The 24,299-nt window shown below is 60.3% G+C and carries 21 protein-coding genes; 12 read left to right on the forward strand and 9 right to left on the reverse strand.

The features are described from left to right. Positions 1 to 92: 92 nt before the first annotated feature. The 8 genes from PMI29_RS29115 to PMI29_RS29080 form a co-directional block, all read right to left on the reverse strand. The gene (locus tag PMI29_RS29115) at positions 93 to 2,015 is read right to left on the reverse strand and encodes a PrkA family serine protein kinase (RefSeq protein ID WP_007993203.1); all 1,923 of its coding nucleotides are present in this window, start codon (positions 2,013 to 2,015) and stop codon (positions 93 to 95) included. Positions 2,016 to 2,312: 297 nt separating this feature from the next. Next, entirely contained in the window at positions 2,313 to 2,642 is a 330-nt protein-coding gene (gene glpE, locus PMI29_RS29110; protein WP_007993204.1) for a thiosulfate sulfurtransferase GlpE, read from the reverse strand. Between the two features lie 33 nt (positions 2,643 to 2,675). Continuing rightward, positions 2,676 to 3,560 (reverse strand): symmetrical bis(5'-nucleosyl)-tetraphosphatase, encoded by an 885-nt coding sequence (locus PMI29_RS29105; protein WP_007993205.1) that lies wholly within the window; start codon positions 3,558 to 3,560, stop codon positions 2,676 to 2,678. Then, positions 3,560 to 3,940, reverse strand: coding sequence for a Co2+/Mg2+ efflux protein ApaG (gene apaG / locus PMI29_RS29100; protein ID WP_007993206.1), 381 nt, complete (start codon positions 3,938 to 3,940; stop codon positions 3,560 to 3,562). Before apaG ends, PMI29_RS29105 begins: the two co-directional genes overlap by 1 nt. 115 nt (positions 3,941 to 4,055) lie before the next feature. Beyond that, positions 4,056 to 4,874 carry a 16S rRNA (adenine(1518)-N(6)/adenine(1519)-N(6))-dimethyltransferase RsmA gene (gene rsmA, locus PMI29_RS29095; protein WP_007993207.1) on the reverse strand — a complete coding sequence of 273 codons (819 nt, stop codon included), beginning with the start codon at positions 4,872 to 4,874 and terminating at the stop codon, positions 4,056 to 4,058. After that, complete coding sequence (pdxA, locus tag PMI29_RS29090) at positions 4,871 to 5,860, reverse strand: 4-hydroxythreonine-4-phosphate dehydrogenase PdxA (protein ID WP_007993208.1); 990 nt, start codon at positions 5,858 to 5,860, stop codon at positions 4,871 to 4,873. Before pdxA ends, rsmA begins: the two co-directional genes overlap by 4 nt. Then, the gene (gene surA / locus PMI29_RS29085; protein ID WP_033051862.1) at positions 5,857 to 7,173 is read right to left on the reverse strand and encodes a peptidylprolyl isomerase SurA; all 1,317 of its coding nucleotides are present in this window, start codon (positions 7,171 to 7,173) and stop codon (positions 5,857 to 5,859) included. The genes pdxA and surA overlap by 4 nt, the downstream gene beginning before the upstream one ends. Then, positions 7,154 to 9,964, reverse strand: a complete 2,811-nt coding sequence (locus tag PMI29_RS29080; RefSeq protein WP_007993210.1) for an LPS-assembly protein LptD — start codon at positions 9,962 to 9,964, stop codon at positions 7,154 to 7,156. The genes surA and PMI29_RS29080 overlap by 20 nt, the downstream gene beginning before the upstream one ends. Positions 9,965 to 10,094: 130 nt before the next feature. Between PMI29_RS29080 and PMI29_RS29075 the strand changes: the two genes are divergently transcribed. The 3 genes from PMI29_RS29075 to PMI29_RS29065 are packed head-to-tail and all read left to right on the forward strand — an operon-like array spanning position 10,095 to position 12,551. Further along, positions 10,095 to 11,114 carry an aminoglycoside phosphotransferase family protein gene (locus PMI29_RS29075; RefSeq protein ID WP_007993211.1) on the forward strand — a complete coding sequence of 340 codons (1,020 nt, stop codon included), beginning with the start codon at positions 10,095 to 10,097 and terminating at the stop codon, positions 11,112 to 11,114. Beyond that, entirely contained in the window at positions 11,111 to 11,782 is a 672-nt protein-coding gene (gene murU / locus PMI29_RS29070; RefSeq protein ID WP_007993212.1) for an N-acetylmuramate alpha-1-phosphate uridylyltransferase MurU, read from the forward strand. Before PMI29_RS29075 ends, murU begins: the two co-directional genes overlap by 4 nt. Position 11,783: 1 nt before the next feature. Beyond that, complete coding sequence (locus tag PMI29_RS29065; protein WP_007993213.1) at positions 11,784 to 12,551, forward strand: TerB family tellurite resistance protein; 768 nt, start codon at positions 11,784 to 11,786, stop codon at positions 12,549 to 12,551. Positions 12,552 to 12,689: 138 nt separating this feature from the next. On the opposite strand, the gene PMI29_RS29060 is transcribed toward PMI29_RS29065, so the two are convergent. Then, entirely contained in the window at positions 12,690 to 13,679 is a 990-nt protein-coding gene (locus PMI29_RS29060; RefSeq protein ID WP_007993214.1) for an alpha/beta hydrolase family protein, read from the reverse strand. A 73-nt stretch (positions 13,680 to 13,752) separates the two neighbouring features. Here PMI29_RS29060 and PMI29_RS29055 point away from each other — a divergent pair, with 73 nt between their 5' ends. The 9 genes from PMI29_RS29055 to PMI29_RS29015 form a co-directional block, all read left to right on the forward strand. Then, positions 13,753 to 16,149 (forward strand): PAS domain-containing sensor histidine kinase, encoded by a 2,397-nt coding sequence (locus PMI29_RS29055; RefSeq protein WP_007993215.1) that lies wholly within the window; start codon positions 13,753 to 13,755, stop codon positions 16,147 to 16,149. Positions 16,150 to 16,250: 101 nt separating this feature from the next. Further along, the gene (locus PMI29_RS29050; protein WP_007993216.1) at positions 16,251 to 16,904 is read left to right on the forward strand and encodes a response regulator; all 654 of its coding nucleotides are present in this window, start codon (positions 16,251 to 16,253) and stop codon (positions 16,902 to 16,904) included. Between the two features lie 343 nt (positions 16,905 to 17,247). Then, positions 17,248 to 18,372 (forward strand): ABC transporter ATP-binding protein, encoded by a 1,125-nt coding sequence (locus PMI29_RS29045; RefSeq protein ID WP_007993218.1) that lies wholly within the window; start codon positions 17,248 to 17,250, stop codon positions 18,370 to 18,372. A gap of 48 nt (positions 18,373 to 18,420) precedes the next feature. Beyond that, positions 18,421 to 19,464, forward strand: a complete 1,044-nt coding sequence (locus PMI29_RS29040) for a polyamine ABC transporter substrate-binding protein (RefSeq protein ID WP_007993220.1) — start codon at positions 18,421 to 18,423, stop codon at positions 19,462 to 19,464. A 201-nt stretch (positions 19,465 to 19,665) separates the two neighbouring features. Then, complete coding sequence (locus tag PMI29_RS29035) at positions 19,666 to 20,913, forward strand: ABC transporter permease (protein WP_007993222.1); 1,248 nt, start codon at positions 19,666 to 19,668, stop codon at positions 20,911 to 20,913. Positions 20,914 to 20,925: 12 nt separating this feature from the next. Beyond that, entirely contained in the window at positions 20,926 to 21,750 is an 825-nt protein-coding gene (locus tag PMI29_RS29030) for an ABC transporter permease (protein WP_007986034.1), read from the forward strand. Positions 21,751 to 21,902: 152 nt separating this feature from the next. Further along, complete coding sequence (locus PMI29_RS29025; RefSeq protein ID WP_007993224.1) at positions 21,903 to 23,051, forward strand: iron-containing alcohol dehydrogenase; 1,149 nt, start codon at positions 21,903 to 21,905, stop codon at positions 23,049 to 23,051. 115 nt (positions 23,052 to 23,166) lie between these two features. Next, positions 23,167 to 23,841 (forward strand): ribulose-phosphate 3-epimerase, encoded by a 675-nt coding sequence (rpe, locus tag PMI29_RS29020; RefSeq protein ID WP_007993226.1) that lies wholly within the window; start codon positions 23,167 to 23,169, stop codon positions 23,839 to 23,841. Beyond that, on the forward strand, positions 23,838 to 24,299 hold a 462-nt coding region (locus tag PMI29_RS29015; protein ID WP_007993227.1), incomplete at its 3' end, for an HAD hydrolase-like protein. The genes rpe and PMI29_RS29015, both read left to right, overlap by 4 nt.

Here is a 24,299-nt window from a genome sequence, read left to right on the forward strand (position 1 = left end):
CTACCGACTTTCGAACACCTTCCAGAGGCCTGTGTAACAGAAAATGCGTACACAGGTCTCTGGCTGACGACAACCGGTCTGACCGGCGCGGGTTATTGTGATTTTCTGACCCGCAGGTACCACTCGGACAGCAGTCGTACCTGTTTGTCGGTGTAGCCCCGCTCGACCATCCGTGTCACGAAGTCGTTGTGTTTTTGCTGGTCCTCCTTGCTGGCCTTGGCATTGAAGCTGATGACCGGCAGCAGGTCCTCGGTGTTGGAGAACATTTTCTTCTCGATGACCACCCGCAGTTTTTCGTAGCTGAGCCAGGTCGGGTTCTTGCCGTTGTTGTTGGCCCGGGCGCGCAGGACGAAGTTGACGATTTCGTTGCGGAAATCCTTCGGATTGCTGATGCCGGCCGGTTTTTCGATTTTCTCCAGTTCCTCGTTCAGCGCTACGCGATTGAGGATTTCGCCTGTTTCCGGATCGCGGTATTCCTGGTCCTGGATCCAGAAGTCGGCGTACAGCACATAACGATCGAAGATGTTCTGGCCGTATTCGCTGTAGGACTCGAGGTAAGCGGTCTGGATCTCCTTGCCGATGAATTCGATGTAGCGCGGTGCCAGGTATTCCTTGAGGAAGCGCAGATAGCGTTCGCGGGTCTCGGCCTGGAACTGTTCCTGTTCGATCTGTTGTTCCAGGACATAGAGCAAATGCACCGGGTTGGCGGCGATTTCGTGCGGATCGAAGTTGAACACCTTCGACAGGATCTTGAACGCGAACCGGGTGGAGAGACCGTTCATGCCTTCGTCGACACCGGCGTTGTCGCGGTATTCCTGGATCGACTTGGCTTTAGGATCGGTGTCCTTGAGGTTCTCGCCGTCGTACACGCGCATCTTCGAGTAGATGTTGGAGTTTTCCGGTTCCTTGAGGCGCGAGAGCACGGTGAACTGAGCCAGCATCTTCAGGGTATCCGGCGCACAATGAGCCTTGGCCAGCGAGCTGTTGAACAGCAGCTTGTCGTAGATCTTCACTTCGTCACTGACCCGCAGGCAGTACGGCACTTTGACGATGTAGATCCGGTCGATGAAGGCTTCGTTGTTCTTGTTGTTGCGGAAGGTATGCCATTCCGATTCGTTGGAGTGCGCCAACAGGATCCCGGTGAACGGAATCGCGCCGAGGCCTTCGGTACTGTTGTAGTTGCCTTCCTGGGTGGCGGTCAGCAGTGGGTGCAGCACCTTGATCGGTGCCTTGAACATTTCGACGAACTCCATCAGGCCCTGGTTGGACCGGCACAGTGCACCCGAGTAGCTGTAGGCATCGGCGTCGTTCTGCGGGAATTCTTCCAGTTTGCGGATATCGACCTTACCCACCAGTGCCGAGATGTCCTGGTTGTTTTCATCGCCCGGTTCGGTCTTGGCCACGGCGATCTGGTTGAGGATCGACGGATAGAGCTTGACCACGCGGAACTGGCTGATATCGCCGCCGAATTCGGCCAGGCGTTTGGTGGCCCATGGCGACATGATGGTGTTGAGGTAGCGCCGTGGAATGCCGAAGTCTTCCTCGAGGATCGCGCCATCTTCGGTGGCATTGAACAGACCCAGGGGCGACTCGAAAACCGGCGAGCCCTTGATCGCATAGAAGGGCACTTTTTCCATCAGTTGTTTGAGCTTTTCGGCCAGGGACGATTTACCGCCACCGACGGGGCCGAGCAGGTAGAGAATCTGTTTCTTTTCTTCCAGACCCTGAGCGGCGTGACGGAAATACGACACGATCTGGTCGATGCATTCTTCCATCCCGTGGAAGTCTTCAAAGGCCGGATAGCGGCGGATCACCTTGTTGGAAAAGATGCGCGACAGTCTCGAGTTGGTCGAGGTGTCGAGCAGCTCCGGTTCTCCGATGGCCAGCAGCAGACGCTCGGCGGCGGAAGCGTAGGCGCTGCGGTCCTTTTTGCACAGCTCCAGGTACTCTTGCAGAGAGAGTTCTTCCTGGCGTGTGGACTCGAAGCGTTGTTGGAAGTGGCTAAAGATACTCATGACGTCACCTCGCTCGATACGTGGAGCCGACGCCGGATCACTCAGTCGATGCTGGCAGCAACCGAACAGGCGGTTGCTGTTTACCCCCCAGAACTCCCTCAAGGCTTACCGCCCCGAAAGCTACTCCCGATGACCCGTGCGCCGGTGTACCGGCTCTCCCCTGTTTTGGATGGCCTGCGCTTAAGGATAGTTGGGAATTCGGCAGGTAAAGGCGAGATACGTAATTGTTTGTGGCAGACCGTTCGTCTGCCACCGCGCCAGCCCGCAGGAGCCGGGGCCTGCAACGTTACAAAAAAATTATTCGCAGGTGCCTTGCGCCGTTTCCGCAGGATACGTCGTACGCCACAACTCAAATCCGCCATCCATGCTGTAGACATCGGAGAAGCCCTGGCTGATCAGGTAGGCGGCCGCGCCCTGGCTGGAATTGCCGTGATAGCAGACCACCACGGTCGGTGCGTCGAGGTCGGCACCCTGGATGAAAGCGTGCAGTGAATGATTGTCCAGATGCTTCGAGCCTGCGATGTGCAGGGCGGCAAAAGTGGCCGGGTCGCGGACGTCGACCACCACGGCGCCTTGTTCGCGCAGGGCTTGGGCCTGTTCCGGGGGGATACGTTTGAATTCGCTCATGGCGGGCTCCTGTGGCTCGGCTGAATGGGCAGTCTAGCGCGGGGCGCTGGCTGGTGATGTTTGGGGAATGGATGAGGCGACTGACGGCACGGCAACATGGCCGTGTTCGTCGCATTTGCAGGACAGGCGCTCAAAGCTGTCGACGTTCATCAGGGTCAGGGCGCCGCCCCAGACACAACCGGTGTCGAGGGCCGAGATACCCGGCTCGTCGCACTTGCCTTCCAGTGCAGCCCAGTGACCGAAGAGGATTTTCAGACCTTTGGTCTTGCGTTCCTTGTGCTGGAACCAGGGCTTGTAGCCAGGTGGTGCGGTATCGAGACCTTCCTTGCTCTTGAGGTCGAGTTTGCCTTCGGCAGTGCAAAAACGCATGCGGGTGAAATAGTTGGTGATCACCCGCAGGCGCGTCACGCCTTTGAGATCGTTGTCCCATTTCGCTGGATCGTTGCCGTACATGCCATCGAGGTAGGGCGGCAACAGGTTGTCGTCACGCAAGGCTGTCTCGACTTCGGCAGCACACTTCAAGGCTTTGCGCAGCGACCACTGGGGTGGAATGCCGGCATGGACCAGTGCCACGTTGCGCTGTTCGTCGTAGTGCATGAGCTTTTGCTGGCGTACCCATTCGAGCAGCTCGGCGCTATCCGGCGCTTCAATGATTTCGCGCAGGGTATCGGCCTTCTTCAGGCGTTCGATGTTGCGTCCGGCCGCCAGCAGGTGCAGGTCATGGTTGCCGAGTACGCACACCAGCGATTCGCGGATGCCATAGAGGAAGCGCAGGGTTTCCAGCGACTGCGGGCCGCGGTTGACCAGGTCGCCCACCAGCCACAGACGATCCCGTTGTGGGTCGAACGCCACTTGTTTGAGCAGGCATTGCAGGGCCTGAAGGCAGCCTTGCAAGTCGCCGACCGCGTACGTTGCCATCAGTGCAAGGCTCCGGGCACCGCCAGGCGGAAGGGCGCGATGATGGCATCGAAATGTTTGCCGTCATCGGAAAGCATCTGATAGGTGCCCTGCATGGTGCCGACCTTGGTGGTCATGACCGTGCCACTGCTGTAGGTGTGGCTCTTGCCGGGGTCGATCAACGGTTGCTGGCCTACCACGCCTGCGCCGCGCACTTCTTCGACATGTCCGTCACCATCGGTGATGACCCAGTGCCGAGACAGCAATTTGGCGGGCACCAGGCCATTGTTTTGCACGGTGATGGTGTAGGCGAAGGCAAAGCGGTCGTGCTCGGGTTGCGATTGTTCTGCCAGATAGCGGGTGACGACGCTGACGTCGACCTGATAACGAGGATCGGACATGCAAGGGGCCTTAAAAACGAAGCGGGACGCGGGGCGTAGCTGATGGGGTTCAGTCTAGGCCAAGTATCGGGTAGTAGACCAGAGTGGCGTCCTACCCGATAGCGCTCATCGCCTGTCAGTCAGCGGCAGGCTTTTGTGGCGCCTGCTCGCTGAGCTTGTCGGCCAGGCGCACGAAGGCGGCCAGGTCGAGTTGCTCGGGACGCAGGCTGCCATCGACGCCGGCGGCTTCGATTTCGGCATTGCTCAGCAGCAGCTTGAGGGTGTTGCGCAGGGTTTTACGGCGCTGGTTGAACGCTTCGCGCACGACGCGCTCCAGCAGGCGGTGATCCTTGGCCGGGTGCGGCAGCACCGCGTGGGGCACCAGGCGCACGATGGCCGAGTCGACTTTCGGCGGCGGGTTGAATGCGCCCGGGCCGACATTGAACAGATGTTCGACCCGGCAGTGGTACTGAACCATGATCGACAAACGGCCCCAGTCACCACCACCCGGGCCGGCAGCCAGGCGCTCGACCACTTCCTTTTGCAGCATGAAGTGCATGTCGCGAATCAGGTGCGAGTTGTGCAGGAGGTGAAAAATCAGCGGCGTGGAGATGTTGTACGGCAGGTTGCCGACCACTCGCAGGCTGCCTGGCGTGGCATTCAGGCTGTTGAAGTCGAACTTCAGTGCATCGCCCTGATGCAGGTTGAAGTTGCTCTTGCCGGCAAACTGCTGGTTGAGGATCGGGATCAGGTCCTTGTCCAGCTCCACCACATCGAGTTGGGCGCCGCTGCTGAGCAGGCCTTGGGTCAGTGCGCCCTGGCCCGGGCCGATTTCCAGCAGGCGGTCTTCTGCCTTGGCGTGAATGGAACGCAGGATGCGGTCGATAACGCCGGCATCGTGCAGGAAGTTCTGGCCAAAGCGTTTGCGCGCCTTGTGTTGGTATTGCTCGGTCATAAACGGGTCTCGGCCATCTGGTAGGCGGTTTCCAGGGCGACTTGCAGGCTGCCGGTGTCGATCTTGCCGCTGCCGGCCAGATCCAGGGCGGTGCCGTGGTCGACCGACGTGCGGATGATTGGCAAGCCAAGGGTGACGTTGACTGCCGCGCCGAAGCCTTTGTACTTCAGCACCGGCAGGCCCTGGTCGTGGTACATCGCCAGCACTGCGTCGCAGTGCTCCAGATATTTGGGGGTAAACAGAGTGTCGGCGGGCAGGGGGCCACGCAGGTCCATGCCTTCGCCGCGCAGGCGCTCTAATGTGGGTTCGATGATATCGATTTCTTCATGGCCCAGGTGTCCGCCTTCACCGGCATGGGGGTTGAGCCCGCAGACCAGGATACGTGGCCGGGCGATGCCGAATTTGTTTTGCAGGTCGGCGTGCAGGATTCGCGTGACGCGTTCCAGGCGCTCCGGCGTGATTGCATCGGCAATCTCGCGAAGGGGAAGGTGAGTGGTCACCAGTGCCACGCGCAATCCGCGTGTGGCCAGCATCATCACCACTTGCGCGGTATGGGTCAGGTCGGCGAGGAATTCCGTGTGCCCGGAAAAGGCGATACCGGATTCATTGATCACACCTTTGTGCACCGGGGCGGTAATCATGCCGGCGAAATGTCCGTCCAGGCAGCCCTGGCCAGCGCGGGTCAGGGTTTCCAGAACGAAGGCAGCGTTGGCCTTGTCCAGTTGCCCGGCAACGACCTTGGCATTGAGTGGTGTATCCCAGACATACAGGCTATTGGCTGGCGCGGGTGCATCCGGCCAGTTGTCCGGTGTGACCGGCAGCAAGTCGACAGCCACGCCCAGTTGCGCGGCCCGCTCAATGAGCAGGTCGCGGCTGGTAATGGCAATCAGGGGGTAGGGCTGGGCTTGCGAGGCGAGCAGCAGGCACAGGTCGGGACCTATGCCGGCCGGTTCACCGGGTGTCAGCGCGAAACGTTGAGGTTTCACTGCGCTGCCTGGTCGGCGCCAGGGAGTTTGATTTCCACATACGCTTCGTCACGGATCTGACGCAGCCAGGTTTGCAGCTCTTCATCGTATTTGCGGTTACGCAGTACGGTCATTGCTTGCTGCTCACGAGCCTGTGTGGTGCTGTCGGTGGCGCGACGACCAAGGACTTCCAGAACGTGCCAGCCGTATTGAGTCTGGAACGGCTTGGACAGCTGGCCTTGTGGGGTCTTGGCCATCACTTCGCGGAACTCGGGCACCAGCGCGCTCGGGTCGATCCAGTTCAGGTCGCCGCCGTTGAGGGCGGAACCCGGGTCTTCCGAGTAGCTTTTTGCCAGCTCGCCGAAGTCTTCGCCAGCCTCGATACGGCTGTAGAGCGACTGGGCCAGGGCCTTGGTTTTCGCTTCGTCGCGGATCGGGCTTGGTTTGACCAGGATGTGGCGCACATGCACTTCATCGCGCATCTGGGTTTCGCCGCCACGCTTGGCGAGGATCTTCAGGATGATGAAACCGCCCGGCGTGCGCATTGGCTGGGTGATATCACCCACCGGCATGGTGCTCAGCAGGCGATCGAATGGCGGTGGCAATTGAGCGGCTTTACGCCAGCCCATGTCACCACCTTCCAGTGCGGTTTCGCTGGCGGACTTGGCGATGGCCAACTGACCGAAGTCAGCGCCTTGCTTGAGTTGCTGGTAAATCGCATCGGCCTGTTTGGCTGCATTCTGAATTGCGTCGGAGTTGGCGCTTTCCGGCGTAGGAATCAGGATGTTGGCCAGGTGGAACTCTTCGGACAGCTGCATTTTTCCCAGGTCGGAAGCCAGGAAGTTCTTCACTTCCTGCTCGGAGACCTGAATGCGTTCGGCAACCCGACGCTGGCGCACACGGCTGATGACCATTTCGCGACGAATCTGCTCACGCGCGTCGTCGTAAGACAGGCCGTCGCGAGTCAGGGCGGCGCGGAACTGCTCGACCGACATGTTGTTGCGCTGGGCAATGGTGCCGACAGCCTGGTTCAACTCTTCATCGGTAATGCGGATGCCGGAGCGTTCGCCAATCTGCAATTGCAGGTTTTCGACGATCAGGCGCTCCAGTACCTGCTGCTCCAGCACGCTGGCCGGCGGCACGGCAGAACCACGCTTGGCAATGGTTTGCTGAACGTCATGAACGCGTTGGTCCAGTTGGCTCTGCATGACCACGTCGTTGTCGACGATGGCCACCACTTTATCGATGGACTGCACTGCAGCGCTTGCCGCCGTACTCAGGAACAGCGCGCCCAGCATCAGCGGGCGCAGACAATCAGAAAGCTTGGTCTTCACGTTCACGATAACCTTGAATGCCTTTGTCGAGGAAGCTCTCTGCCTTGGCGCCGGTGAGGCCGCCGAGTCCCTTCAGAACAATTTGGAGGAAGACGCCATGGTCGCCTTTTTCGTTTTGCGGTGCTTGTTGGCTGAACTCGTCGTAATCAACGAAGTAACGGTTGATCAGGCGCAGTTTCCAGCAGCAGCTGTCGTACTCGAAACCACCGAAGGCTTCCAGGGTACGGCTGCGGTTGTAGTCATACTGCCAACGGCTGATAGCGCTCCATTGCGGCACGATCGGCCAGATCACCGAGAAGTCGTGCTGCTTGATCTTGTAGTAATCCTTCACGAAGCCAGGCTGGCCAGGGGTGCCGTAGTCACCGCCGAACTGCCATTGACCGGTGTTCTGGTTGTAGATCACCTGGTCGTTACGATAGCGATAGCCGACGTTGACGACCTTGTTCGGGTTGTCTTCAGGCTGGTAGTGGAACATCGCACTGCCCGAACGAGGGCTGCGGCTGTCCGGGTCCCAGTTGTAGTCGGCCGTGGTGCGCCAGTCGCGGTTCCAGCGATATTCGTATTCCAGTGCATAAGGCGAAACATTCGAATGTGCATCGGCGCGGGTTTGTGGATTGATGCCCGGCAACTGGACTTCGCGATCCTTGAAGAACAAGGCCTGGCCAACACTGATGCGCTGGCGCTCGAAACCGTTGTCTTCGATCCAGCGGCTGGTCACGCCCAGGGACAGTTTGTTCTCGTCGCCGACACGGTCGGAACCGGAGAAGCGATTGTCACGGAACAGCGACGCATAGTTGAAGGTGTATTCGCTGGTATCGAATACCGGGATGTCTTCCTGGTCGACCTCAGGCACGTACAGGTAGAACAGGCGCGGCTCGAGAGTCTGGCGGTAGTTCTTGCCGAAATACTGGGTATTTCGATCGAAGTACAGACCGCTGTCGATGCTGGCGATCGGCACGCCGCGGTTCTGGTTGCTGTCAAAATTGCCATTGAAGTTCTTAGTCCCGGCTGCAGCCGCGGCTTGATCTTGCTGCGCGATTTGACTTTTGCCGATATTGTCCAGGTCCAATTGGTACTGAGTGTACTGGTACTTGAGCTTCGGTGTCAGGAAGCCGTACGTCGTGTTCATCGGCAGGCTCATGGCGGGCGCGAGATTCAGACGGTCGCCATTGGCACGTGCCAGACCTTGTATGTTGTTATCAAGACGTGGCGTCACGTTACCGTCTTCGTCGGAGTAATTGCCGTTCTGCAGATCGCGGTCAAACCGCACGAGTTCGGTGTTGTACGTGAAATTCAGGCCTTCCGGATGATAAGGCAGCATGCCGTCGAGGGTGAGCTGCGGCAGGCGATCGTACGGCGTGATGTTCGATACGCTCGCCAGTTGGTATGCCTGGGCGTTCACGCGAGCGGTATAGCTGTCGCCACGATAGGTGACGGAGCCCTGCTGGTTCACGTAGTCGTTGCTTTTCACGCCGATCTGGTCGGTCTGCAGATCCTGGAAGTAATACGGATCGCTGATCTTGGTGTAGTCGACTTGCGTGAGTACCCGCGAGTCGAGACCACCCTTGTGCTGCCAGTTGTACATGTAGCGGGTTTTCTCGGCGTCGGACTGCTTGTCGCGTTCGTTGCTTTCGTCGTTGAGGTACGCCGCACCGAACTGGCCTTCGCTGGTCTTGGTCAGGTAGCGGAATTCGCCTTCCATCAACAAACCGTGCTTTTCCATGTAGCGCGGGTACAACGTGGCATCGTAGTTCGGCGCCAGGTTGAAGTAGTACGGGGTGACCAGCATGAAGCCGGTATCGCTGCCGGTGCCGATGGTCGGCGGCAGGAAGCCGGACTGGCGACGGTCGTCGATCGGGAAATAGATGTACGGCGTGTACAGGACCGGAATGTCCTTGACCCGCAGCGTCACGTTGGTCGCTGTACCGAAACCGGTGGCCGGGTTCAGGGTGATGTTATTGCCCTTGAGCTGCCAGGCGTTGCTGTTCGGTTCGCACGTGGTGTACGTACCATCCTTGAGGCGGATGATCGCGTTCTCGGCACGTTTGGCGTACAGCGCATTACCGCGGACGCGGGATTTGTGCATCACGTATTCGGCGTTGTCGACCTTGGCTTCACCGGTGTCGAGCTGTACGTCGGCGTGGTCGCCAACGATCAGTGCGCCGTTGTCGCGAATGCGCACGTTGCCGTTCAGGTCACCACGGCTCTCGGCCTGGTACAGGTTGGCTTCGTCGGCTTCGACCTGCATGCTGCCCTGACGCATGACAACGTCGCCGGCCAGGGTCGCGACCTGCTCATCCTGCTTATAGCGGGAGGCTTTTGCGCCGATGAAGGTTGGAGCGTCACTTTTATTCGTCTTGTCATTCATGCCAGGACGAATCGGTTCGATATAGGAGCCAGAGCAATAAGGACCGGTTTCGGCCAATTGTGCGGCGGTGAGCTGTTCGCGCGGAACCCAGTCGAGGTGACTATAGTCTGCGCTACGCGACTTCAGGCCACGGCCTTCGGATTCGGTGACCAGTGCCGGCTTGGCGCCAGTGTCTTCGCTGGAACCGTTCTCGGCCGGGGCTTCGCCGGTGGCGGAAACAGCGCTGCCGTCATGGACGGGACGCGGTGGCAATGCAGCCGCCGGCGACTTTGGCGCACAGTCCCAGGAACCCGAAGCAGAGACTGAACAGTCAAACTGTTCCGCGGCGACCACGTAGGAAGTGGCAAGGGGTTGCAGCGCCAGCAAACTGCCGGTAACCAACAACGGAAATTTTTTACGAAACGCGGGGGATTTCAATGCCATCTTATTAGTCCGGGCTTCCTGCGTGCCATCTGCCCGCGGTGTGGGCCGCACGCCTCTCGATGGTCTGAAAAAGATGCTGGATAATAAAGCATGACCCGCTTGACGGCTAGCGCCGTCGGAGACCCTTGCAATGCCTGATCAAGATGTACGCTTGCAACACCTGAAAGTTTGGCTCGATGAACAATTGGCGACCCTTTTTGCCGAGCAGGATTGGGGGGGCGTACCCCCGGCCACGTTGACTGCGGCCAGCAGCGACGCGAGTTTCCGGCGGTATTTCCGTTGGGAAGGCGGTGGCAAAAGTTTCATCGTGATGGACGCGCCGCCGCCCCAGGAAAACTGTAAACCCTTCGTGGATATCGCCTTTTTGCTGGCGAAATCCGGAATAAATGTGCCGAAAATTTATGCCGAAGATCTCGAGCGCGGTTTTCTTTTGCTCAATGACCTGGGCAACAAGACCTATCTGGACGTCATCGACAGCGAAAACGCCGACGATTTGTTCAAGGATGCCCTGCAAGCGTTGCTGGCTTTCCAGCAGTTGCCGATGGTTGCGCCTCTGCCGAGCTATGACGTGGCATTGCTGCGTCGTGAGCTGGAACTGTTCCCCGAGTGGTACGTGAAGCGCGAATTGGGCATCGAATTCGACCCGGCCCAGCAAGTGCTCTGGCAGCAGGTCAGCGAACTGTTGATTGACAGTGCCCTGGCTCAGCCAAAGGTTCTGGTGCATCGCGACTACATGCCGCGCAACCTGATGCTCAGCGAACCCAACCCCGGCGTGCTGGATTTCCAGGATGCGGTGTATGGCCCGGTGACCTACGATGTGACCTGCCTGTTCAAGGACGCATTTCTCAGCTGGCCGCAAGAGCGCGTACACGGCTGGCTCGAAAGCTACTGGCAGCAAGCGGGCACCCTCGGCATTCCTGTTCAGCCCGACTTCGAGGATTTCCTGCGTGCCAGCGACTTGATGGGCGTGCAACGGCACCTGAAAGTCATCGGTATTTTCGCCCGTATCTGCCATCGCGACGGCAAGCCGCGTTATCTGGGTGATGTGCCGCGTTTCTTTGCGTACATAGAAGCCGTGATCGCGCGCCGTCCTGAACTGGCCGGGCTGGATGTGTTGCTGACCAGTCTGCGTGCCGGAGTGACAGCATGAAGGCAATGATTCTGGCCGCGGGCAAAGGCGAGCGCATGCGCCCGTTGACCCTGACCACGCCAAAACCGCTGGTTCGTGCAGGCGGAGTCCCGCTGATCGAATATCACCTGCGAGCGCTGGCCGCCGCCGGGTTCACCGACATCGTGATCAATCACGCCTGGCTCGGTCAGCAGATCGAAGACTATCTGGGCGATGGTTCGCGCTATGGCGTGAGCATTCAGTACTCGGCGGAAGGCGAGCCCCTGGAAACCGGCGGCGGGATTTTCCGCGCGTTGCCGTTGCTGGGGGATGAAGCGTTTGTCGTAGTCAACGGCGACATCTGGACCGATTACGACTTCAGCGTGCTGCATCAGCCCATCAATGGCCTGGCGCATCTGGTGCTGGCGAACAACCCACCCCATCATCCGGCCGGGGACTTCAGCCTGGTCGGAACCCTGGTGCGCGACGGTCAGTCGGAGGCTGCCACCCTGACCTACAGCGGCATCGCCGTGTTGCATCCGCAGTTGTTCGACGGATGCACCGCAGGGGCCTTCAAGCTCGCGCCGCTGTTGCGCAAAGCCATGGCCGACGGGCAAGTGACCGGCGAGCCATTGAAGGGGCACTGGGTTGATGTCGGCACTCACGAGCGCCTGGCCGAAGTTGAAACATTAATAGAAGCGAGCCGCTGACATGTTGTGGCCAGGGACTCTGATTGGAGCCGGGGCAGGCTTTGCCATAGCCAGTCTTCCGGGGGCCATGCTCGGTGCGTTGTTGGGGCAGGCGCTGGACCGGCGCTTGCACTTGCAGAGCTGGGGGCACTTGCGGGAAAAGCTGGGCGGCCGCCCGGTGCTGCGTAACGATGAATTGCTGTTTGTCTTGTTGGGGCGCCTGGCCAAGTGCGACGGCCAGGTGACGGCCGGGCACATCGATCAGGCCCGGGCGGAAATGCGCTCGCTGGAAATGTCCGAGCCGGCCCAGCGTCGTGCGATTGCCGCGTTCAATCGCGGCAAGTCGGGCCGCGACCGGTTACGCGGTTATCTGCGTCGCCTGAGTGCCCAGCCCCATGCGGCAGAAGGTGTGTTGCGCGCCTGCTGGCGCATGGTGTGGGCCGATGGTCGTGCCGGCCGCTGTGAGCGTGAGTTGATCGGCCAATGGGGCAAGTGGCTGGGCTGGACGCCGCACCAGGTGCAAGCGTTGGCCCATGACTACGAGCCGCAGAAACGGCCATTGGGCAACAGCGTGCCAAGTTATCAGGAGGCCTTGCGGCTGCTGGGCGTGTCGGCCACCAGCGAGCCGGCGCAGATCAAGCGAGCCTATCGGCGCCTGCTCAGTCGCCATCATCCGGACAAGATTGCCGGCAGTGGCGCGACGGCGTTGCAGGTGCGTGAGGCTACCGAGAGAACGCGTGAATTGCATAGCGCCTATACGCTGATTCGGGAGCGGCGGGATTTTCGCTAGCCGAATAGCTTTGTGTTGCCTGTAATGGCCCCTTCGCGAGCAAGCCCGCTCCCACAGGATTAACGTCGCACACAACTTTTGTAATCGACATAAAACCTGTGGGAGCGGGCAAGCTCGCGATGAGGGCGACTCGGTCCTTCAGTCTGTCGCAGTCTGCGGATTCAACCAGCCCCGCACCCGACGGAACAGTTGCTCCTGTTCGGCCTTGCTATCCGGCAACGCCTTGAGTGCGACCTGGCTGAATGCCGACGACTTCAGGCGTTTGCTGGCCTGCAGGCGTTCCAGTGCTGCGTTGCGATCCGGCGCCTTGTCCTTGTAGAAAATATCCGCGGTCGGCAGTTTCAGGGGCGGAGTCAGCTCTGCCAGCCCGGGCGTGGCCGCCACAGGTGTCCGGGCGGCAACCATCACCAGTTTTTCGACCTGCGATGGCTGCTTCTCGCTCAGGTAGCGCGCGGCCCAATAGGCGCCGGAACCATGCCCCAACACCACGATACTGCGAGCGCTTTGCTGTTCGGCGAACGCGATTGCGGCGTCGATCCGGGCAAAGATGCGCTCGGCATCTGCCCTGGACTGTTCTTCGGTGGTCTCGGCGATGGCCTTGTCGGCTACATCGGCCTCGCCACCGGCCACCTGTTCGATGGGGGCCGCGGTGGTCGAGTCTTTACTGCCGGTTTCGGGGGCCTTGGGAGCCGGCGCCGCTTCCACGATTCGTGGCGCAATGGCATCGCTTTGCAGGTCCGGCAAGGTGATACTCAGGCTACTCCACTCGGCATCCGGCAACTTGCGCCGTAAAGGGCCGACCGCTTGCGGCCAGTCAACGGTTTCGCCGGCGCCCGGGATGATAATCGCCGCGCCTTTGGGTTCGGCGGCGTTGGCCGGTTTCCACAAGGCCAGAAACGTGTCGGTGCCCGCTTGCAGTTGTTGCTGTTCCTGAGCCGGGATCTTTCGCTCAAGTGCAGTCGCTTCTTCCTGACTACGTTCAGGCAGCGGCTGACGTTCGAGTGGCTTTTCTTCGGTGGTTTTTTCCTTGGCGGCGGGCGCCGGTTCGGCCGCCTCGACGGAAAAAGCGCAAGGCAGGATCAACGACAGGCACAATGCTGGCAGGGCCAGGCGGTAGACAGGGGGCATCGGATATTCCAGGCCAGAAGTTGTTCCGGCAGCCTAATGGGTTGGTCAGTATTTGTCAGTGTGTGAGAGTTCAATGATGCGTTTTCGCTGCCTGTGGGTTATCGGCTGTTTGTGGTTTCCCTTGATGGGCTGGGCGGCAGTCGTGCCTCCGGTGCATGTTGCCCAGCTGTCACCGAAACAACAGCACTGGCTGGCGCAGCAAAGCGAGTTGCGGGTCGGCGTGGTGTTGCAGGCACCCTATGCGCAATACGATCGCCGCTTGCAGCGCCTGTCAGGGGTGAACGTCGAGCTGATGAAGTGGCTCGCAAAAAACCTCAATGTCGAACTGAGCTGGCGCAATTTTTCCGACCTTGAACAATTGGAAGCCGCGGCCCGGGAGGGTGAAATCGACATCGCCCCGGGGCTGACCCAGACACCCGGCGGACTGCGCCTCTGGCAGTTTTCCGACCCCTACATGCGGGTACCGCAACTGGTGGTCAGCGACCAGAAAAGCGCCGGCGCGGTCGAGCTGGAAAAACTCGACAGCCAGACCCGCGTCGCCGTGCGCATGCCCAGTGCCATTGCCGATTACCTGCGCGGCAACTATCCGCACCTGAATCTGCAAGGCGTACCGATGGAACGCCAGGCATTGCAATTACTGACTGGCCAACAGGCGGCCTATGCGGTGATCGATGAGGCGCAACTGGGGCGCCTGTCCGTCGAACCGGAGTTCGCCGGGTTGGTGGTGGTGGGGGATGTCGGCCTGCCACAGCTGCTGCGGGTGGCCACGCGCCGCGACAAGCCGGAACTGGCGGGCATTGTCGAAAGTGCATTGCGGGCGATCCCGGCCAAGGATCTGGAACAACTGCACAATCAATGGCTGCAACCCAAGTATCCGCGCCTCACCGAGTCTCCGGGGTTTTGGCAGAACCTCTGCCTGTTGCTGGCCGTGCTGGCGTTGAGTTGCATGGCCATCGTGTTCTGGCAACGTCGCCAGCAGCACAACCTGGAGCAACGCTTGTTGGCCGCGCAGGAAGACATTGCCTTGCGCGCTGCCAGCGAAGAGGCCTTGCGGCTTACCCAGTTTTCCATCGACCAGAGCACCGTCGGAATCCTCTGGGTCAACTGGGACAGCCATGTGCGCTACGCCAACCGCGCGGCGGAAAGCATGCTTGGCTATCCGGCCGGGGGGATCATCGATCGGCCACTGATCGATTTCGAACCCGGCCTGCACATGGACCGCTGGCTGAACCTGTGGAAGCGTGCCCGGGCCAGTGAAGAGGGCCCGCAAAGCTTCGAAACCAATTGCGTGCGCGCTGATGGCAGCATTCTGCCGGCCGATGTCTCGTTGAGCTTCCTGCGCTTTCGCGATGGCGAATACCTGGTGGTTTACCTCAACGACGTCACCGAGCGACGCCGCGCCCTGGCCGCCTTGCGGGAAAGCGAGGCGCGACTGCAAGGCATCGCCGCCAACGTTCCGGGACTGGTTTTCCGGCTGGAGCGGGCGCCGGTGACGGGCCAGATCGACTTTGCCTACATCAGCGAAGGCAGCGAAAGCCTGGTGGGTTATTCGCCGGCCACGCTGGCGCATCGCGATAAAGGCCTGCGCAGCCTCGTGCATCCGGACGACAAGGCCAGTTATCACCAGACCCAGGATCATGCGCTGGACACCGACAGCGACTGGTCGTGGCAGGGGCGAATCCTCACGCGCCAGGGCGAACAGCGCTGGGCGGAAATCAAGGCCATCACCCGTCAGCTGGAAGACGGCGCCTATGTCTGGGACGGGATCGTCTGGGACATCAGTGAGAGCAAGCGCATCGAACTTGAACTGGCGAGCTCCCGGGAACAACTGCGTGAGCTGTCCGCGCACCTGGAGAGCGTGCGCGAGGAAGAAAAAGCGCGCATCGCCCGGGAAGTTCACGACGAACTGGGTCAGATGCTGACCGTGCTCAAGCTGGAAACCTCGATGTGCGAACTGGCTTACGCGCAACTTGATCCCGGTCTGCATGAGCGCCTGAGCAGCATGAAGCGCCTGATCGCTCAACTCTTCCAGTTGGTTCGCGACGTCGCGACCGCATTGCGCCCGCCGATTCTTGATGCCGGCATTGCCTCGGCCATCGAATGGCAGGCCCGGCGTTTCGAGGCGCGTACGCAGATTCCGTGCCTGGTGCAGGTGCCGGACAACTTGCCGGTGCTCAGTGATGCCAAGGCGATCGGCTTGTTCCGGATCCTTCAGGAAGCGCTGACCAATGTCATGCGCCATGCCCAGGCGCATACTGTTGAACTGACACTCGCGCTGGAAGGCGACGAGTTGTGTCTGACGGTCGCCGATGATGGCGTAGGATTTGTTGCTGCGCCTGGCAGGCCAACGTCCTTTGGGATCGTCGGAATGCGTGAGCGGGTGTTGATCATGGGCGGTGAGTTATCCCTTGAGAGTGAGCCGGGTGAAGGCACGACCTTGAGTGTGCGAGTGCCATTGGATGGGGCCTGATTATTTAATGTTGTCTGTACTGACGCCTTCGCGGGCAAGCCCACTCCCACAAAGTTTTGTGTAAATACTCAAATCCAATGTGGGAGCGGGCTTGCTCGCGAATGATCTTGAATCTGGAGAAGAACGTGATCCGTGTACTGGTAGCCGAAGACCACACCATCGTCCGCGAAGGCATCAAGCAGTTGATCGGCCTGGCCAAGGACTTGCTGGTGGTGGGGGAGGCGAGCAATGGCGAGCAGTTGCTCGACACCTTGCGTCATGTGCCCTGCGAAGTGGTGCTGCTGGACATCTCCATGCCGGGCGTCAACGGCCTGGAAGCCATTCCGCGGATTCGCGCCCTGAACAATCCGCCGGCGATCCTGGTGTTGTCGATGCACGATGAAGCGCAGATGGCCGCCCGGGCGCTGAAGGTCGGGGCTGCCGGTTATGCGACCAAGGACAGCGACCCCGCGCTTTTGCTGACGGCCATACGCAAAGTGGCGTCAGGCGGGCGTTACATCGACCCGGAACTGGCCGACCGCATGGTCTTCGAGGTCGGCCTGACCGACTCGCGTCCATTGCACTCGTTGCTCTCCGAACGCGAATTTTCCGTGTTCGAGCGCCTGGCCCAGGGCGCCAACGTTAACGACATCGCCCAGCAACTGGCGCTGAGCAGCAAGACCATCAGCACCCACAAGGCGCGGCTGATGCAAAAGCTCAACATCACCTCGCTGGCGGAGCTGGTGAAGTACGCGATGGAGCACAAGCTCCTCTAAAGCACACCACTGTCCAATGCGGGAGCGGGCTTGCTCGCGAAAGCGGTGTGTCAGTTGACATATTTGGGCCTGATCCACCGCTTTCGCGAGCAAGTCCGCTCCCACAAGTCCGGTGGTGGCATACCGAATTGCGACACTGTTCAAAACCGCATTGGCTTGTTCTTGCGGCCTGCAACTGAGCGCTCGCCTCTGTGCTTGCCAAAACGCGCCATCCTTGTAGGGCAATCCCTACCCCCAGCCTTCCATCCGGCTGAGGCGAATCTCTCTTGCACCCCGATTTGCGTGACCCTCAGCGTCCACTAGGCTTAATCCCACAGCAGTCATCAATAACAAAGGTGTGGGTATGAGCCAGGTCGATTCAAGCGCAGGGGCCAATGATGTTCTGGTCAGCTTCCGTGGAGTGCAGAAGAGCTACGACGGCGAGAACCTGATCGTCAAAGACCTCAACCTGGACATTCGCAAAGGCGAATTCCTCACGTTGCTCGGGCCGTCCGGCTCCGGCAAGACCACCAGCCTGATGATGCTCGCCGGTTTCGAAACCCCGACCGCGGGCGAAATCCTGTTGGCGGGGCGCGCCATCAACAACGTGCCGCCGCACAAGCGCGACATCGGCATGGTGTTCCAGAACTACGCGTTGTTCCCGCACATGACGGTGGCTGAGAACCTGGCGTTCCCGCTGACCGTACGCGGCATGAACAAGAGCGACGTCAGTGCCCGGGTCAAGCGCGTGCTGAGCATGGTCCAGCTCGATGCGTTCGCCCAGCGTTACCCGGCGCAGCTTTCCGGTGGTCAGCAACAGCGTGTGGCATTGGCCCGGGCGCTGGTGTTCGAACCGCAACTGGTACTGATGGACGAACCCCTCGGCGCACTCGACAAGCAACTGCGTGAACACATGCAGATGGAAATCAAGCACCTGCACCAGCGCCTGGGCGTAACCGTGGTCTACGTGACCCACGATCAGGGCGAAGCCTTGACCATGTCCGACCGTGTGGCGGTGTTCCATCAGGGCGAAATCCAGCAGATCGCGCCGCCGCGCACCCTCTACGAAGAGCCGAAAAACACCTTCGTCGCCAACTTCATCGGCGAGAACAACCGCCTCAATGGCCGACTGCACAGTCAGACCGGCGACCGCTGTGTAGTCGAACTGGGGCGTGGTGAAAAAGTTGAAGCGCTGGCGGTGAATGTCGGCAAGACCGGCGAGCCGGTGACCCTGTCCATTCGCCCGGAGCGAGTGAGCCTCAATGGCTCCAGCGACCAATGCATCAACCGCTTCTCCGGGCGAGTCGAGGAATTCATCTATCTGGGCGACCACGTCCGGGTTCGCATGGAAGTCTGCGGCAAGACCGACTTCTTCGTGAAACAACCGATTGCCGAGCTTGATCCCTCGCTCGCCGTCGGCGACGTGGTACCGCTTGGCTGGCAGGTCGAGCACGTTCGCGCGCTCGACCCTCTTTTAGAGGCGAACTGATCGCCCGGGCAATACCAACACCAACCCTGCACGTGGAGAGAACAATAAATGTTGAGATCCCTGAAATTCACCGCTTTGGCACTGGGCATGATGGGCGCGGCGCACGCGATGGCGGCCGGCCCGGACCTGACCGTGGTGTCCTTTGGCGGGGCGAACAAGGCGGCTCAGGTCAAAGCCTTCTACGCACCGTGGGAAGCGGCAGGTAACGGCAAGATCGTGGCCGGCGAGTACAACGGCGAAATGGCCAAGGTCAAGGCCATGGTCGACACCAAGAGCGTGTCGTGGGATCTGGTAGAGGTTGAATCGCCGGAACTGTCCCGTGGTTGCGACGAAGACATGTTCGAACAACTTGATCCGAAGTTGTTCGGCAAGACCGAAGACTACGTCAAGGGCGCCATCCAGCCTTGCGGCGTGGGTTTCTTCGTGTGGTCGACCGTGCTGGCCTACAACGCCGACAAACTGAAGTCCGCACCGACCAGCTGGGTGGATTTCTGGGACACCAAGCAGTTCCCGGGCAAGCGTGGCCTGCGTAAAGGCGCCAAGTACACCCTGGAATTCGCACTGATGGCCGACGGCGTTGCGCCGAAAGACGTCTACAAAGTGCTGGCCGGCAAAGACGGTCAGGACCGCGCGTTCAAGAAGCTCGATGAACTCAAGCCGAACATCCAGTGGTGGGAAGCCGGCGCACAACCGCCGCAATACCTCGCTTCCGGTGACGTGGTCATGAGCTCGGCCTACAACGGCCGGATCGCTGCCGTACAAAAAGAAAGCAACCTGAAAGTCGTGTGGAACGGCGGTATCTACGACTTCGACGCATGGGCCATTCCGAAAGGCCTGGATGCCAAGCGTGCAGAAGCGGCGAAGAAATTCATCGCCTACTCAGTACAGCCACAGCAGCAGAAAACCTACTCGGAAAACATCGCCTACGGCCCGGCCAACACCCAGGCCGTACCGTTGCTGGCCAAGGATGTCCTGAAAGACATGCCGACCACCCCGGAAAACATCGCCAACCAGGTGCAGATCGACGTCAGCTTCTGGGCTGACAACGGCGAGCAACTGGAACAGCGCTTCAACGCCTGGGCTGCCAAGTAAGACCGCACCGCGGGCTTACGCTGTAGGAGCGGGCTTACGCTGTAGGAGCGAGCTTGCTCGCGAAAGCGGTGGGTCAATCAACATAGATGTTGAATGTGATGGCCTCATCGCGAGCAAGCTCGCTCCCACAGGTTGCGGTGTTTCAACACAACAGAGGTGGTTCTCTGCCTCTGTAACGATCAAAGATTCCCGGAGTACGTCATGGCTATCGCCGTTCCCCTGAACGAGGGCACCAGCCCCACCTTGAAGCAGCGGCTCAAGCACGCCGAGCGGGTCAACCGCTGGAAGGCCCAGGCGTTGATCGCGCCGCTGGTGCTGTTTCTGTTGCTGGTGTTCCTGGTGCCGATCGTGGCGCTGCTCTACAAAAGCGTTGGCAACCCGGAAGTGGTCGGCGGCATGCCGCGCACCGTGACCGCCATCGCCAGCTGGGACGGCCGCGGCCTGCCCGCTGAACCGGTTTACAAAGCGGCGGCCGAAGACCTCGCCGACGCTCGCAAGAACCAGACCCTGGGCGATCTGTCCAAACGTCTGAACATGGAACTGGCCGGCTACCGCAGCCTGCTGACCAAAACCGCCCGTGCCTTGCCGCTCGCCACTGAGCCGGCTTCCTATAAAGAAGCGCTGGAAGGCCTCGATGAGCGCTGGGGCGACCCGGCCTACTGGCAAGCGGTACGCCGCAACACCAGCAGCATCACCCCGTATTACCTGCTGGCGGCTGTCGATCATCGCATCGACGACCTCGGCGAAATCGCCCCGGCCACCCCGGATCAGGCGATCTACCTCGACATCTTCGCCCGCACCTTCTGGATGGGCCTGATCATCACCGCGATCTGCCTGATGCTGGCGTATCCCCTGGCTTACCTGTTGGCGAACCTGCCTTCGCGCCAGAGCAACCTGCTGATGATTCTAGTGCTGTTGCCGTTCTGGACGTCGATCCTGGTACGGGTCGCGGCGTGGATCGTGTTGCTGCAATCGGGTGGCCTGATCAACAGCGGCCTGATGGCCATGGGCATCATCGACAAGCCGATCGAGTTGGTGTTCAACCGTGTCGGTGTCTACATCTCGATGGTGCACATTCTGCTGCCGTTCATGATCCTGCCGATCTATAGCGTGATGAAAGGCATCTCGCCGACCTACATGCGTGCTGCGATTTCCCTCGGCTGCCATCCGTTCGCCAGCTTCTGGCGGGTGTACTTCCCGCAGACCTATGCCGGTGTCGGCGCCGGTTGCCTGTTGGTGTTCATCCTCGCCATCGGCTACTACATCACCCCGGCATTGCTGGGCAGCCCGAACGATCAAATGGTCAGCTACTTCGTCGCCTTCTACACCAACACCAGTATCAACTGGGGCATGGCGACCGCACTCGGTGGGCTGCTGTTGCTCGCGACGGTCGTGCTTTATCTGATTTACAGCTGGCTGGTGGGCGCGAGCCGCCTGCGCCTGAGCTAAGGAGAGAACGAAATGCTGAGTCCTTATATGTCGCCCATCGAACGGGTGTGGTTCTACAGCTTGCGGATTCTCTGCGGCTTGATTCTGTTGTTCCTGATTCTGCCGGTGCTGGTGATCATTCCACTGTCGTTCAACTCGGGGAGTTTTCTGGTCTATCCGCTGCAAGGCTTTTCGCTGCACTGGTACCAGGACTTCTTCGCCTCGGCGGAATGGATGCGTTCGTTGAAGAACAGCATCATCGTGGCCCCGGCCGCGACGGTACTGGCGATGATCTTCGGCACGCTGGCGGCGATCGGTCTGACCCGAGGCGATTTCCCGGGCAAGCCGCTGGTGATGGCGCTAGTGATTTCGCCGATGGTGGTGCCGGTGGTGATCATTGGTGTGGCCAGTTACCTGACCTTCGCTCCACTGGGATTTGGCAACAGCTATACCTCGCTGATCGTCGTGCATGCCGTGCTTGGTGTGCCGTTTGTGATCATTACCGTGTCGGCGACGTTGCAGGGGTTCAACCACAACCTGGTGCGGGCTGCTGCGAGCCTGGGCGCTTCGCCGCTGACCACGTTCCGCCGGGTGACCTTGCCACTGATTGCACCGGGCGTGATCTCCGGGGCGCTGTTTGCCTTCGCGACATCGTTCGATGAGGTGGTGGTGACGCTGTTCCTCGCCGGCCCTGAACAAGCGACCCTGCCTCGGCAGATGTTCAGCGGCATCCGCGAAAACCTCAGCCCGACCATCGCCGCCGCCGCGACGCTGCTGATTGCCTTCTCGGTGATCCTGCTGCTGACCCTGGAATGGCTGCGTGGGCGTAGCGAGAAACTGCGTACCGCGCAGGTCTGACGCCGAACCCGGTAAAAATGTGGGAGCGGGCTTGCCCGCTCCCACAGGGGGTTCCAGTGGACCATTAGTTCATTCACCGCCTGAATACCAGCCAACCCCAAATCCCCAGCTACTATTGTGCCCAGCTCCCCTATCTATAAGAGGCTGCGCACATGAGTATTTCCTCTTTCAAAATCGCTCACAAACTGATCACCGGCGCAGGTGCCATCGAGCAACTGTCTGCCGAGCTGACGCGCCTGGACATCGACAATCCGCTGATCGTCACCGACGCCGCCCTGATCAAGTCCGGCACGGTAGAGCTGGCCCTCGCGCAGTTGGGCGAACGCAGCTACGAGATTTTCGACCGGGTATTGCCGGACCCGGAAATCGCCATCGTCGAAGATTGCATGCAGGTGTATCGCGATGGCGGGCATGACGGATTGATCGGCCTGGGTGGCGGCAGTGCCATCGACATCGCCAAAAGCGTTGCGGCCTATGCCGGTTACCACGGGGCGCTGGAGGACTTGTTCGGTATCGATCAGGTGCCGCGCAAAGGCCCGCCGCTGATCGCCATCCCGACCACGGCCGGCACTGGCTCGGAAGTGACCAACGTCGCCATCCTTTCCGACAAGGTCGCGCAACTGAAGAAGGGCATCGTCAGCGACTACCTGTTGCCGGACGTGGCGCTGGTCAGTCCGCAAATGACCCTGACCTGTCCGCGCAGCGTCACGGCGGCGAGTGGCGTCGATGCGCTGGTGCATGCCATCGAGTCCTATCTGTCGGTCAATGCCTCGCCGATTACCGATGCCCTGGCCATCGGCGCCATCAAGTTGATCGCCAGGGCCTTGCCCAAGGCCTACGCGAATCCGTCGAACCTGCAAGCCCGGGAAGACATGGCCACCGCCAGCCTGATGGCCGGCATGGCGTTCGGCAATGCCGGGGTCGGCGCAGTGCATGCGTTGGCGTATCCGCTGGGTGGGCGCTTCAACATTGCTCATGGCGTCAGCAATGCCTTGTTACTGCCCTATGTCATGACCTGGAACAAGATGGCCTGCATCGAACGCATGCAGGATATCGCCGAGGCCATGGGCGTGAAGACTGCACATTTGAGTGCCAACGATGCAGCCGACAAAGCCGTGCACGCCATGACCGAGCTGTGTGCAGCCGTGGAAATTCCCCAGGGCCTGCGCAGTTTCGGTGTTCCCGAGGACGTCATCCCGTCCATGGCCGCGGAAGCGGCGGGGATCGAGCGCTTGATGCGCAACAATCCGCGCAAGTTGAGTGCCGTCGATATCGAAAAGATTTATCGCGCGGCGTACTAGGGCCTTCTCTGATCAGGGATGATGGCAAGGTCCAATCATCGCACTCACGGTGCGCGCGTCAAAGCATGAGGTATACAATGCGCGCCATCGTGATTCTGCTCAGAAAAGGTGCGTCATGCAGCCCTTCGTAATTGCTCCGTCGATTCTCTCCGCCGACTTCGCCCGCCTGGGCGAAGAAGTGGACAACGTCCTGGCCGCCGGCGCCGACTTCGTGCACTTCGATGTCATGGACAACCACTATGTACCGAACCTGACCGTCGGCCCGTTGGTCTGCTCGGCGCTGCGCAAGTACGGCGTGACCGCGCCGATCGACGCACATTTGATGGTCAGCCCGGTGGACCGCATCGTTGGCGACTTCATTGAAGCCGGCGCGACCTACATTACCTTCCACCCGGAAGCCACCCAGCATGTCGATCGTTCCCTGCAACTGATCCGCGAAGGCGGCTGCAAGTCGGGCCTGGTGTTCAACCCGGCGACCCCGCTGGACGTGCTCAAGCACGTGATGGACAAGGTCGACATGATCCTGCTGATGAGCGTCAATCCAGGGTTCGGCGGGCAGAAGTTCATCCCCAGCACCCTCGACAAACTGCGTGAAGCACGGGCTTTGATCGATGCTTCTGGCCGTGACATTCGCCTGGAAATCGACGGCGGCGTGAACGTGAACAACATCCGTGAAATCGCAGCGGCCGGTGCCGACACCTTTGTCGCCGGCTCGGCCATCTTCAATGCGCCGAACTATCAGGAAGTCATCGACAAGATGCGTTCCGAACTGGCGCTGGCTCGCCCATGAGCGGTTTTGAGCAGTTGTTCCCGGGGCAACTGCCGCGGCTGGTGATGTTCGATCTGGACGGCACGTTGATCGATTCGGTCCCCGACCTTGCGGCGGCTGTGGATAACATGCTGCTCAAGCTCGGGCGTAAACCCGCCGGCATCGAATCGGTGCGCGAGTGGGTTGGCAACGGTGTGCACATGCTGGTTCGCCGGGCGCTGGCCAACCATATCGACGAAGAAGGTGTCGATGATGTCGAAGCCGAATATGCTCTGGAGTTGTTCAATGGCTTTTATGAGGCCGGCCATGAGTTGACCGTGGTTTACCCCGGCGTGCGCGATACCCTGAAATGGCTGCAAAAACAGGGCGTCGAGATGGCGCTGATCACCAACAAACCGGAGCGTTTCGTCGCGCCGCTGCTGGATCAGATGAAGATCGGCCGCTATTTCCGCTGGATCATCGGCGGCGACACCCTGCCA

This window comes from Pseudomonas sp. GM49 (assembly GCF_000282355.1).
In the GTDB taxonomy this organism is placed as follows: domain Bacteria; phylum Pseudomonadota; class Gammaproteobacteria; order Pseudomonadales; family Pseudomonadaceae; genus Aquipseudomonas.